This is a genomic window from Salinispira pacifica, assembly GCF_000507245.1.
GTDB lineage: Bacteria > Spirochaetota > Spirochaetia > DSM-27196 > Salinispiraceae > Salinispira > Salinispira pacifica.
Genome location: NC_023035.1, coordinates 1,865,376 through 1,878,204, shown reverse-complemented (window position 1 = coordinate 1,878,204; position 12,829 = coordinate 1,865,376). Strand labels below are relative to the sequence as shown.

The window sequence follows — 12,829 nt, the reverse complement described above, 5'->3', positions numbered from 1 at the left end:
TGCTTCCCACCATTAATTCAGTTTAACATAGTAAAACTCGGAGGCAAGCTGATGATCTTCATAAGATTCGGAGAATACATGCCGTCCCGCCGACGGGCTCTCAAGTACAAAGAACAGATAATCTGTTTCTGCGGGATAAAAAGCCGCAGAAAGAGATACCCTCCCGATGCTGGAAATAGGCGCCGGCGGTAAACCGGAGCGGTAGTATGTGTTGAACTCATTGGGACGGTCCAGGTCCGAGAAGTAAATCCTGTTGGGATGTTCCAGGCCTTCGATTTCTGTCATCACATAGACAACAGTTGCGCAGGATTCCAGCCGCATTCCCCGTTCAAGGCGGTTATAGAAAACCGAGGCCATGACCGGAGCTTCATCCTCTGCCAGATATTCCCGTTCCACAATGGATGCCAGGATGATCGTCTCATACAGTTCCTTTTGGCTGAGGCTGTTATATTCCGGATAAATGTCGGCAAGATTGTCGTAAAACACCGAAATCATGTGGGCCACTATTTTATCTGCCGGAAAATCTTCTGCGAAATTATAGGTTTCAGGGAAGAGAAAACCTTCCGCCGTCTCTCCGTAGATTCCCAGACTCTGAACCAGATTCCTGTCGGTTGCCGCATCCACAAATTCCCGGGAATCAGTTATGCCAGCCTCATCCAGAATGGCAGCTACCTGCCGGATGGTTTTCCCTTCCGGGATTGTCACCTGAATGAGATTCTGGCGACCGGAACTCAGATAGCGTATCACCTCAACCGCATTCAATCCCGGAGGAATAATGTAGGAACCCTTTTGAATTCCCCGGTCGGAAGAGGTAATGCGGCTGTAAAGCTGGAGCACCCCGGCGGAAGGAATAATTCCCCTGCCCTCCAGGCGCATGGCAACGGAGTTAAAGCTCTCGCCGGCATACACGGTGAAGTCCCGGGAAACATCCTCCGGCACATCAGAAATATATATGCTTCGGTACGCAAAAAAACCCGCTACAGCAGCTGCCAACACAACGGTAATCAGCAAGGCAGCGAGAATACTCATCATTTTTTTCAATATTTTCACCTCTCAGGTATCTTTTCACCTCTCAGGTATCTTTTTACCTCTCAGGTATCTTTTTACCTCTCAGGTAACTTTTTACCTCGGAGGTTCCCACTCCGGTTTTACCTCTCGGGGTAATAATTCCTGCAACAAAGGCGGCGGAACCGTTTTCCGCCGCCTTCAGGTTTGTTTCATAAAGTACTCATCGAATGAGGATGAATTCAACCCTTCTGTTCTTCCAGCGGTTTTCCTCATCCGAGAACGGAACCAGAGGCATGGTGCCGCCCCTGCCTACTACATCGATCCGGGTGGGATCCATGCCCCGTTCAACCAGTTGATCTTTCACGGCCTGAGCCCGTCCGGTGGAAAGTGGCTGCAGTTCCTCAACCTCTTCCCGTTCGGTACCGCTGATATTATTGGCATGCCCTTCGATCACGATTCTGTACTGCGGATACTTGGAGAACACCTCAATCAGACGCTCAATAATGGATTCGTTTCTCTGGCCGACTGCCGTCGGACCGCCTACAATGATTCTCGGACTGTTGGGCTCAAATGTGATATTGGATATGGCCACCTTGTAGTTGTTTCCATCCTTGATCACCAGAATATCGATGGGAATCAGCCCTTCCGAACTGCTCTCGTTTCCAAGTCTGTCTATGCTTTCAAACTCGTATCGGTAGTCCTCTGCAGATATGACCCGTTCACCGTCATCGCTGAGACCGTCCCATAGAATGTCTTCTTCAGGAGCGCCGTTGGAGGAGAACTCCTTGAACAGATTTCCCACACGGTCGTAAATTCCCAGTCTCCAGCCTGCTATTCCGGCAGGATCCTCCGCGTCAATGTCAATGGTGAGAACATCGGCTATGCCGTCTCCGTCGGGACTGAAAGGAACCGGATTCACCCGTACGGTCTGATCCGGACCGCTGTTATCCACTCTGAACAGTGAGCTCTTGGCTTGAGGATTGTCACCCTTGGTGTAGAGGACGGAAAATTGTGCGTACATCTGACCTTCCACAATTTCCCCGTCCTCGTTGCGGCCGTCAAAGCTGATTTCTTCCTGCTCGCTGAGACTGTTTCCGCCGTATTCGGCTATGAGATTTCCTCCCTCGCCGAAAATTGCCAGTGCCCAGGTATCGATACCTTCGGTGATATTTGTGTAGAGTCCGATCTCCAGACTGTCCTTGAATCCGTCACCGTTGGGACTTATTCCGTTTTCGCTCAATGTGAGGAAAACCGAAGTATTTCTGCTGTCAAGCTCTATGCCTTCTATCCGTTCAAGAGCAACATTGCCAGCAGGATCTTCCACCCTGATTTCATAGCTGTACTCACCGTTCGGGGCAAGGTTACCGAACTCATCAAGACCGTCCCAGGTGAGGTTTTCAATACTGCCTTCCCAGAAGTAGCTGCGCACAGCTTCGCCTTCTGCATTCAGGATCCGTGCTTCAAACAATTCTTCGGGAGTGGATCGCTGCCTGATGGTCAGAGAATCTTTATTCTCATCGCCATTGGGACTGAAAATCAGATAGTCGCTATCCAGGGATATTTCCGGATAGACGGTATCCAGCTGGAAGCTCCTGGTCTGGGCAGAGCCGACGCTGCGGTTTCTCAGCTCAACTTCCAGTTTTGCAATATACAGATTGTCTTCAACAGGTCTGCCCTGGTCATCCCGTCCGTCCCAGCTGATGTTTTCCGGGACCTCTCCGGTGCCGGAGATGCTGCGCAGCTGTTCGCCGTCCACGTTCTCTATTGTAAAACGGTAGCTCTCGACCTGATCATTATTGCTTACTCTGGTGGTGAACTCCTGAACATCCTTGTTTCCATCACCATTGGGAGAGAATGCATCATATCCGGCGTTTACCAGAACCTCAGCATCCGAGGTATCCAGAGTGAACACCGGGCTGGAGGCTTCCACGCTGTTTCCGGCTCTGTCACGGGACTGGATGATATAGCGGTATGTTCCGTCGGGTGCCAGTGCACCGTCGCTGTCGCGTCCATCCCATGTCAGTTCGAAATCCGCCCTGCCCCGGAAACTGTATTCTTTCACAGGGGCATTATCTTCAGCTTCTACGATCCGGGCCTCCCACAGCTGTTCTTCCGAAGATTCCTGATAGATGGTTAGAACGTCGCTGCGGTTATCGTTATTGGGTGAGAAAAGATCAGATTCCAGTTCAAGACTGATTTCAGGAGCGGTCACATCAAGGTTGAACCACGGACTCAATGCCCTGGGCGTATTGCCGCTGAAGTATTCCAGAATGAATCGGGCACGGTAGCGTCCCTGGGGAAGCACTTCTCCGTCTGTGCTGCGTCCGTCAAACTCAACCCGGGCCGACGGGGCTCCCTCGCCGTTGAGAGTTGTCACCTGTTCTTCCCGGTCATCCAGGATCTGAATGGACCAGCTGCGGATACCTTCCCTGCTTTCGGGAATAGGCAGGAGAGTGAGGCTGTCCTTTACGCCGTCCCCATTGGGTGAAAAATAGGAATCCGCCAGATCGATGCGTACCGGAGAAACAACAGAATTGATGATGATATTGTTGACTTCCGCCCGGTTTTCATTCCCGGCCCGGTCCCTGCTGACAACCTCATAGCGGTACACCCCGTCAGGCAGTCTGTTTCCCTGGTCGGAGAAACCGTCCCATGAGAGCTGATCAAGGGATGATTCCCTGATTTGATTGGTCCAGACCGGATTGCCTGTTGCATCATAAATGGTCTGATCCCAGAGCTGTTCCTTGCTTCCCTGCTGGGGAATGAGAAGCTCATCCTTATTCCCGTCATTGTTCGGGGAAAAGATTTTGTCCTGTACGCTGAGATCGGCAATTTCAATTTCAGGCTGCATGGTGTCGATAACCACCTCTGCAGGGTTCAGTTCGCTCCTGTTTCCAAGAACATCCGTTGCAGTTATGGAAAACTGATAGGTTCCGTCCGGCAGTACATCGCCGGAATCGTTTTTTCCGCTGATAAGAACGGACTCGGGAATAACTGCGGTTCTGCTTCCCTGAAGTACTTCTTTAACAAGACCGTACAGACCCTCTTCAGCTACCGGCTCAATTTCCCAGGATTGGGTAAAAAGCGTTTCGGAACCGCTTTTGAGATGAATCTCCATCCGTGAAACACCCGAAGGATCCTCAACTTCAAGAGCCTGATCCCAGTTATCCTGACGTCCGTCGTTATTGGGTGAAATAAATATCTGCTCCGGCATCTCCAGGGAGATTTCCGGTCCATCCCTGTCCACCCGCTTGAGGGGCATGGCTGCGCCCACGGAGAACGCCGTATGTCCGCTGTAGGGGGAATACAGAGACGTATTAATATCCAGATCGGGATGAGCCCTGTTGAACATGGAATAGCTCAGGGAAACCCGGGGCAGCAGACTTGAATTCTGATACTGATCATTGACCTGCTGACCGATATCAAGCCCCCAGGAGAGGGAGAGGGCCAGACGTTCCCTGAATTCCAGACTGGACTGGAGATTAAACATGAAATCCCGCATGCCGGGGAATGCAAGGAGCACACCGTTACTCAGGGTAAAATTGTCATTCAGTACGATTTGGCCATGAACGCCGCCCCTGAGAGTGAAAGGACTTCGATAAAACGCTCCCCCGGGGGTTGTCATCTCTTTACCCAGGTTCGTGAAGGCGGCATTCCATTTGAATGTATCGAAGGGTCCCACTGTTCCCAGATTCTGTGATACACCCAGCTTGGCGCTGAGTGTCCAGTCTGTACCGTTTCTGCCCTGGCTCAACCCGGTTTCAAGTCCGGCCCCAAGCAGAAAGCTGTCACGGAAACTGTTCGACCAGCCGGCATGAAGACGTGCGGCGCTGCCCGTATTTGCCAGAGTTGTGGCCAGGCTCTGAAACTCAAACCCGCTGTTAATCTGACCGCTGGCTATGGGGATGTTCGACCACAGTGACGCCCGGTGGCCGCTGTATCCGTTCCCTGCGCCTTCAATAATGCCGCTGTATCCTGCTTCCACCACCGGTACGCCCAGGGGGTTGAACACTGCAGGATTCAACAGCATGTAGGAAGGCAGTTCCTGGGGAAAGCGTACGTTGGACCCGCCTGATAGACCGGCGGCGGCTTCCCAAATGGAAAAATTGTACTCTGCATTTTCCGACGGTACATCGCTGAGCTGGGCATCCTGGGCCCATACGGCGGCTGACAGGAACATCAGCAGAAATGCGGACAATAACATCATTCTGAATCGGCTCATGTGTACGCTTCTCATGGTTTTCCTCACAAACTGGATTTTTTCGGCTATGATGGAATTCATTGTTTCACTTCCTCAAATTCATATCCCCTGGCATAAAGACTTTCAAGCATTTCAAACTGTTCTATTGAAAGATAGTTACAGAGTTTTCGGGAAATCCGTTCCCGCAGCCCCGAAAGCTCCGGATTGGCGGTATTTTCCTTTTCAAGGGTCAGATACAGACCCACAATTTCACGGGAAGAAAGCCGCAAGTCAATCATGGTATATCAATCTCCATTCCTTCCTGTGCAAGTCTGATATCAAGATCCGGATAATTCTGCCGTTCCGCATACCAGCGTGCATGTCTCAGATTATTATATAGCCGCTTATCGCTGTACTGGGGTTCATGATGAAACATCAAAAGCGTTTTCACGCCCCAGGCATGTGCAAAGTCAACGCCGATACTGAAACTGGAATGGCCCCAGTTGAATTTTTCTATGGCTTCACCCAGGGTGTACATTGTATCCAGAATTAAAACATCGGGGTTGGCGAAGAACGTCCCGTGGCGGGACTGTTTCGCGAAATCGCTGTCGCTGAGCTCATAATCGGTGGCGATAATCACCGATGCATCTCCTTCGGTTATGCGGTAGGCATAGGCATTTCCCGGATGGTTGATATCGTGCCATTCCACCTTTGCACCGTTCAGCTCTATGGCCCTGTTTCCTCGATGATCGCTTCGCAGAACATGAAAGTGCTGTTTGCCGGTCATCTTTTCTTCCATGGTCACGGGGAAAAACGGATGCTGCATATGATCCTTGAGATTATATTCCACATCGGGCTCGGGACTGTAAAAATGAATTGAAGTGGATGGGTTATAGGCCTGGGAAAAGAAGGGCAGACCCTGAATATGGTCGTAATGAAAATGTGAAAAGAACAGATGAAAATCCTGAATGCCGGGTTCCTGAGATCTCATTCTCTGAGATAGCGGAATAATTCCCGTTCCGGCATCGAAAATCAGACAGCTGCCGTCGGATAACCGCACTTCCACGCAGGGCGTATTCCCCCCCGGGGGATTCCATAACCAGTCCGGCAGGGAATTGAGAAACCGTTCCCGGTTTTCATTGCTGGAAATATCCTCTTCTCTCACCCGTTGAACGATACTTTTCACCCGCTCTCTGAACTGATCGGGTGTAATGGGATGGGGATGGGATCCCCGGGCGCCCCAAATCCGTATTTTCATATTCTGCTCAACCTCTTTCCGTGAGGGGGGAATTCTTCCTGGCCCGGAGCCAGTCCTCTATTTCCTCTCTGCTGTGATGAGCACCCGCATTGATTCCCGGGCATTCATGTTCCAGGGCATCCCAATCCTTTTTCGATTCCATATGACGTTCCCAGAATGGATAGGCCCGGCACTGAAGAGGCCGCGCCTCATACACGCTGCAGCCGCCGTCCTTCCAGAATATACAGTCGAAATTCTCCTGCTCTTTCAGGCTTACCCGTTTTGCCACAGAGAAATCCACTACGGTGCAATATTGTTGGATGAAATCTTTTCTGCTCAGTGATAGATGATGCCGGAGTGTGCGAATATCATCTTCCGAGAGAAAAACATACCCCGAATCATGCCTGCAGCATCGGGAACATCGGGTACAGCTGAAATTTACTCCCGGCGCATACCATTGTTCATTCATCTTGCTCCCCTCCGTTCATTCTAATGTATCGGGGATTGGGAAAAAATACAAACGGAGGAATTTCCTTCCAACACAGGGAACCTTCCGGACATGCATATCGAGTAGGGCAATAAAGGAGGAATGACCTCCTTTATTGTCCCTCTCACAGAACCGTACGTACGGACCTCGTATACGGCTCCTGTCTTCAGTTATCCAGCAAGCTGCCGGACAGAAATTGCGACCTGTACCTTGTCGAGAGAAAACAGATTCATCTCTTCAAAGTGCTTGTTTTGCAGCGCCATGGCTGCAAGCGGACTTTTAGCCGATCTCCACGAACTCATCTTGATGTGTTTGAACTCGCCTTGAAATCCCAGCTGCCGCAATCGGCGGTGCAGCCGGGAAGAGCGTTTCCAAAGTCGCAACTGAATAGCCCGCAATCGCCTGCGTACCCAGCTCATCAGCTCCCTGAATACCTTCGTACAATTTGCTATCCTGAAATAGTTAGCAAACCCGCGTAGTACTGGATTGAGTTCGTAAATTGTCGATCCCAGCGGTCTCCCGCTGTTGCGTCGGGTCAGTTTCCTGACCTTGTCCTTGAAGGCTTTCACCTTCTTTTCCTGAATCCGGGTGTGGTGACGAGAGATTACTACTCCAAGGTAGCGCACCCCCTCATACAGGTTTGTAATGTGAGTTTTCTCACGATTCACAGCCAGTCCCATTTCTTCTTCCAGAAAATGCGTTGCAGCTGCAAGCCGACGTTCCGCACCTTTTTGTGATGAAGCAAAGATGAGGATATCGTCGGCATAGCGAACTATGCGATACCCTCGTGCCATGCTCCACTGGTCAAAGAAGTCGAGGTAGATGTTCGCGAGAAGCGGACTAATCACCCCGCCCTGGGGACTCCCTTCTTCAGTGTTCTCTTCACCAGCATCCGTCATCACACCACTTTCAAGAAAGAGGCGTATGAGATTCAAGATGCTTCCATCGGCAACTCGTTTTCGTACTTGAGTCAGTAAAAAGTCATGCTTCAGTGTGTCAAAACACTTCGACAAGTCCATATCCACTACCCATTCCAATTCATACCTGCGCATGAACGTAGATGCCTTCTCAATTGCCTGATGTGCGCTTCTGCCCGGTCGGTATCCGTAACTGGACGGATGAAAGTCCGGGTCAAATATTGGGTTTAGAATGTCCAGTAAGGCTTGCTGGACTACCCGGTCGCGAACCGAAGGTATCCCGAGTTTCCTTACTCCTCCCCCGTCTTTGGGTATTTCCACCCTCAAGACTGGAAGCGGTCGGTAGCTCTTGTCCTTCAATTCCTTCACAAGTACATCGAGTTGCTCCGCCAGACGGTCGGCAAAGGCTTTGACGCTCACTCCGTCTACTCCGGGGGCTCCGTTCGCTGCCTTCACCTTCCTGAAAGCGGCCTCCAGCCGTGGTCTCTCGAGCATCCTGCCGTAGAGGCTGTACCAGATTTTACGATTTCCTTGTGTCTGCATCTTCTTTCGTTTGAAACCTCGGCGGTGAAACTCCTGCTCATTCTCTCCTCTGCAGCTGTCTCTTAGCCATTTTCCGGCAATATTCAGCTGGTCAAAAAGATACTCAGGTCAACGGTATTCTGGCTCAGCTTCCTGGTTCCCCAGTCGGCCGTGGCCACATACTCTGCTCACTTTCCAGCAACTTTCTGTTTAGGCTTCACGCTCCTTCGGTTGCATAGGCGAGCAGGCAGCGTAGCTGCCGACCAGCCTTTTCATCGAAACAAGATTTACTAAAAACTTCGTCCCTTCGCATCCGCATCCGGCTTTTGGCCTGAATGCAGTCCTCGTCACCGGGAACGAGGTCATTCCGGTTTTCTCCTCCACACCATTACTGGCTTTCACTGGCCGGAACTTACTCACTACTACGGACTCATCTGCCACCTGCTGAAACTTCGATCTGACTTGCATTTCTGCTTGTCGTTCCCTACCCTTTGCTGGGATTTCAACAGGTTTCCCCAGATACTGTGCGCAGTCCCTGTAAACAACGCCATCCTCAAACACACTACAGGTCTGTTCAGGTTTCGGGCTTCGCGCTATTTTGCACGCTTACCACCCCTGTTGTGCCGTATCAGGTTCGCTTTCGCTATGTGCTGTTCACTTCCTATTGCTTCCTTCAGACCCAACCGTTGCCAGCTGCGCCCTTGCAATTCGGATTGTCTTCCTCCTGAACGAGGCGACACCGGTATCTTCCAACCGGTCGGGTATGCCTGCGCTTCGCTGGGCATACAAAAAAAGCCCATCACACAGTATGTGCGATGGGCTTTTGGGGAGTGCAGGATTCGAACCTGCGAAGGCTGAGCCAACAGATTTACAGTCTGCCCCCTTTGACCGCTCGGGAAACTCCCCCAATACAGAGTGCTTTTTTTAGCACAGCTATGCAGTTTGTGCAATAGCAACGTGCAGGCACTTTCAGCCGACTGTCGGATTCGAACCGACGACCCCGAGATTACAAGTCACGTGCTCTGGCCAGCTGAGCTAAGTCGGCATGAACGCTCCGTAAGCGCTATGGGGAATGAAAATATCCGACTGACAAATTTTTGTCAACCGTTTCTCCCCAGGAAAATTTCCCCGTCTGCCGGAAGCACAGATTCTCTTGTGATGTTCCTAAAATGGGGGTGATTCCAGAATGTCCTTAATCAGCAGCCCTGGAAGACTGAGGATGCGGATACCATCCTGAGAAACTGCACAGGTCAGTTCAAACTGTGCGGTAGGCTGACGGTCTTTAGTGGAATAGCTGATACCGTCATAGTTCAGCTCAACATCGGCTTCACCCAGGGTCACAACCGGTTCAATGTTCAAGACCATACCCTTCTCCACCTTCCAGCCGAACCCCGGCCTTTTGGTGTAGGGAATTAACGGGGCTTCGTGAAGCTCCTGACCGATACTGTGGCCGCAGAATTTGTTCACTACCTGTCCGCCAAGCCTCTCTGCGCTCTTGATCACGTGACTGCCCAGGGTGCCGATGGGAAGTCCGGGTTTCAATGCAAGACAGCCGGTCATGCACGCCTGCCAGGCTGCACGGATCAGTCTTCGCTCGGTGACATTCAACGGTGGAATTCCGAACGTCCAGGCCATATCACCGTACCATCCGCCATTCAGAATGGCGATATCCACGGTAACAAGGTCACCGGGACGGAATTTTCGATCATCCGGAAGTCCGTGGGCGGCCACCTCATTCACCGAAACCGATATATCCGCCTGAAAATCACGGTATCCGCGAAGGGCCGTTTTCGCGCCGGTATCCATGAGCTGATTCAGTACGAAGTTCTGAATTTGCAGCCCGGTACGGCCCGGCGCCATGAGAGAACCGATCTCCTGAAAGAGGCGGTAAAGTATTTCTGCGGTCTTGGCCAGCTGCCTCACCTGAAATTCGGCTTTGGCAGGTGCCTTTCTTGATTTAGCCATCAACACCCGATCCGTGAAACATATCTTTCCGGAGTACCTCCGCTCCATACAAATATACGGGTTTTGCCGGCTGATCGCCAGAACTGTAGTATGTAAGGAGAATTCTCAGGGTCATGGGCAGACTTCCGGGATACCTCGGTTCAAGACTGCAGAAAAGCGGGGTTCGGGAAATACTCTCGCCCACCCTGCTTTTACGGGCTGCTGCGGCTGCATTCAGGAAATCGATATCTTCCGTCTGGCTGAAGAAGATATGAACGATATGTTCCGGTTCAACACCGTTTTCCCTGAATAGGCTGTCCAGAAGATCGCCCATCCGCAGTATCATCTGATCGGGGTCCCTGTTGCTGAGAGCAACTGCGCCCCGTACGCTTACAAGCCGGGGATAATGTGGGGATTTTTTCATCATAGCCAACTCCGAAGACACCGGATTATCCCAGCCCTGTGCTGAGATCCTGAATCAACAGAGATCCGGCGGAAAGAAGAATATTTATCACAATGGCAAACAGAGCAGAAAACAACCGCTGAAAGGGCACCCGTTTCCGCCTGAATATCCAATACACCAGAAATGCCAGATAATACAGGGAAACCACAAAACCCACTATACTCACAGTTTGAATCATGCTGAGGATAAACAGCTGGGTTTCCTCCATGAAGCTTTGGAAATTTCCCAGAATATACATCATACTGGCAATTACTGCCGAGCTGAGCAGAAACACAGTCCCCCCTTCAAGGATGTGCAGGGTCCTCAGAAGGAAGTGATGTGTAATACTCTTTTTAAATCGTTTTAGGTCCACTGATGTTTTCATTGCTTACATATTAAAATATATGCTTTAATGGAAGCTAAGCGCAACCAGGGGAGTTTTTTTTATCTGTAATGTTTTGTTCCCGGGCTATACCGCTGGATACATCGTAAAATATTTACCATTAACGAATTATATATTATTCGTTTGGGCTTATTCCTGAAGTACCGAATTTGAAAATGCCACAGGGGTGTGATTTTTTATGAAAGGTTTTGTTATTTCACTCATTATTCTGATTATTGCGGGTGCGGCAGTCTTTTTTCTGGGCTGGGTTCAATTCCACGTTGACGATGATGAATATGTGGTTCTATTCACCAAAGCCCGGGGCTGGGAACAGGAAACCGTGTACCCCGGTACCTTTGTCTGGCGCTGGGAGGGAGTGTTTCCCACCATGCTCAGCCGATATCATTTTCCCCGGCGCATCATTTCTCTGGAAGCCGGTCACCGCGGCGCTCTTCCGGCGGCAGATCTCTACAGCGAACTGATGCCCAGGGAACCTTCGTTCCAGTACAGCTTTGAGAGTACGCTGAGTTTTGAGCTTAAACCCGATATGCTTCCCCGGCTTGCAGAGGAATCGGGTCTGAGACCCGAAGGAGTGGAAGCATATACCGCCCAGCTTGAGTCAGCCATTGAAGGGAAATTTCCCCAGTACATTGCGGATATACTCCAGGACTCTGTCTCAGTTACCGGGGGCGGTGCACCGGAAGACGGAGACGACCCCCCTGCTTCCGGCAGCAGCCCGGAAGGTGAGGATTCTCCCTGGCTTACCGATATTCTTCTGGAAAATGCGGAGCTTCAGGAAATGCTTGCAGAGAAAATTCAGGAAGATATACCGGAAATCCGACTGGTAAGCTTTCGGATTCATGATCTGGAACTGCCGGATATGGAAGTATACGCTGCCGCCAGGGAACGATACAGAAGCATAGCTTCTGCGGAAAATCTGGCACGGGAGCAGGCTGCGGGAGATATCGCCAGAATCCAGCTTATCAGCCAGGCAAGAAAAGAGAGTCTGGAAGAACTTGGAGATCTGCTGGATACCCACCCCAGTCTCATGGAATATCTTTCCTTGGTTGCCAGTTCAGGCAACGATCCTCTTGGACTTGCACCCATGTTTCAGGAAGTGCTTGGCGGGGTTTCAACTCCTGCGGGAGGACCACAGTAGATGGGGGGATATTTTCTCAACTTCGATAAGCTGGATTACGTACGAGGTCCCAAATATAACGGATGTATTCTTTGCGGTCTCAGGGACGGTGAAGAATCCCTGGTGGATCTTACCGTGCATCGGGGGGAGCATTTTTTAGTAAGCGTGAATCTGTATCCGTATAATCCCGGACACATTCTCATCTATCCCCGGCGGCATGTTGTTGATATACGGGAGCTGAAAGCCCAGGAAAACCGGGAACTGGAAGCAATACAATCATCCTTCCTTGATCTCCTGGATGATCTGCAATCCCCCGCAGGCTATAACATCGGCTACAACATGGGTACCGTGGCCGGCGGTTCAATAGACCACCTTCATCTCCATATCATCCCCAGATATGAACGGGAGGTGGGAATAGCCGACCTGATTGCAGGCCGAAGGGTGCTCATTGAATCTCCGTACGACACCTGCAGCAGGATTCGAGAGCTGAAAAATCAGAAGAAGTACGGATTAGAATAGCGCAAACCGACTGATTTTTTAGCCGACCACACGAGCTATTGAAGCCAATGGCC

General features: G+C 50.9%; 12 protein-coding genes and 2 tRNA genes. 2 read left to right on the top strand and 12 right to left on the bottom strand.

Going from position 1 to position 12,829, the window contains the following annotated elements; genetic code table 11:
* Positions 1-12: 12 nt before the first annotated feature.
* The 12 genes from mltG to L21SP2_RS08300 form a co-directional block, all read right to left on the bottom strand.
* Positions 13-1,032 (bottom strand): endolytic transglycosylase MltG, encoded by a 1,020-nt coding sequence (gene mltG / locus L21SP2_RS08355; RefSeq protein WP_041402544.1) that lies wholly within the window; start codon positions 1,030-1,032, stop codon positions 13-15.
* Positions 1,033-1,228: 196 nt separating this feature from the next.
* A complete protein-coding gene (locus L21SP2_RS08350; protein WP_024268063.1) occupies positions 1,229-5,290 on the bottom strand; it encodes a T9SS type B sorting domain-containing protein in 4,062 nt (1,353 codons plus the stop codon).
* Positions 5,287-5,487, bottom strand: coding sequence for a hypothetical protein (locus L21SP2_RS08345; protein WP_024268062.1), 201 nt, complete (start codon positions 5,485-5,487; stop codon positions 5,287-5,289). The genes L21SP2_RS08350 and L21SP2_RS08345 overlap by 4 nt, the downstream gene beginning before the upstream one ends.
* Positions 5,484-6,446 (bottom strand): MBL fold metallo-hydrolase, encoded by a 963-nt coding sequence (locus L21SP2_RS08340; protein ID WP_024268061.1) that lies wholly within the window; start codon positions 6,444-6,446, stop codon positions 5,484-5,486. Before L21SP2_RS08340 ends, L21SP2_RS08345 begins: the two co-directional genes overlap by 4 nt.
* A 7-nt stretch (positions 6,447-6,453) precedes the next feature.
* Positions 6,454-6,894: a YkgJ family cysteine cluster protein gene (locus L21SP2_RS08335; RefSeq protein ID WP_024268060.1), complete on the bottom strand. Its 441-nt coding sequence runs from the start codon at positions 6,892-6,894 to the stop codon at positions 6,454-6,456.
* 188 nt (positions 6,895-7,082) lie between these two features.
* Positions 7,083-8,372, bottom strand: coding sequence for a group II intron reverse transcriptase/maturase (ltrA, locus tag L21SP2_RS08330; protein ID WP_024266609.1), 1,290 nt, complete (start codon positions 8,370-8,372; stop codon positions 7,083-7,085).
* Positions 8,373-8,561: 189 nt separating this feature from the next.
* Entirely contained in the window at positions 8,562-8,912 is a 351-nt protein-coding gene (locus L21SP2_RS18380) for a hypothetical protein (RefSeq protein WP_041401352.1), read from the bottom strand.
* A 263-nt stretch (positions 8,913-9,175) separates the two neighbouring features.
* A tRNA-Tyr gene (locus L21SP2_RS08320) sits at positions 9,176-9,257 on the bottom strand.
* Between the two features lie 65 nt (positions 9,258-9,322).
* A tRNA-Thr gene (locus tag L21SP2_RS08315) sits at positions 9,323-9,396 on the bottom strand.
* A gap of 119 nt (positions 9,397-9,515) precedes the next feature.
* A complete protein-coding gene (map, locus tag L21SP2_RS08310; protein ID WP_024268059.1) occupies positions 9,516-10,316 on the bottom strand; it encodes a type I methionyl aminopeptidase in 801 nt (266 codons plus the stop codon).
* On the bottom strand, positions 10,309-10,722 hold the full coding sequence (locus L21SP2_RS08305; RefSeq protein WP_024268058.1) for a chorismate mutase: 414 nt from the start codon (positions 10,720-10,722) through the stop codon (positions 10,309-10,311). Before L21SP2_RS08305 ends, map begins: the two co-directional genes overlap by 8 nt.
* A 22-nt stretch (positions 10,723-10,744) precedes the next feature.
* Positions 10,745-11,032 (bottom strand): hypothetical protein, encoded by a 288-nt coding sequence (locus tag L21SP2_RS08300; RefSeq protein WP_024268057.1) that lies wholly within the window; start codon positions 11,030-11,032, stop codon positions 10,745-10,747.
* A 286-nt stretch (positions 11,033-11,318) separates the two neighbouring features.
* On the opposite strand from L21SP2_RS08300, the gene L21SP2_RS08295 reads away from it, so the two are divergent.
* The gene (locus tag L21SP2_RS08295; protein WP_024268056.1) at positions 11,319-12,278 is read left to right on the top strand and encodes an SPFH domain-containing protein; all 960 of its coding nucleotides are present in this window, start codon (positions 11,319-11,321) and stop codon (positions 12,276-12,278) included.
* The gene (locus L21SP2_RS08290; protein WP_024268055.1) at positions 12,279-12,776 is read left to right on the top strand and encodes an HIT family protein; all 498 of its coding nucleotides are present in this window, start codon (positions 12,279-12,281) and stop codon (positions 12,774-12,776) included.
* Positions 12,777-12,829: the final 53 nt, after the last annotated feature.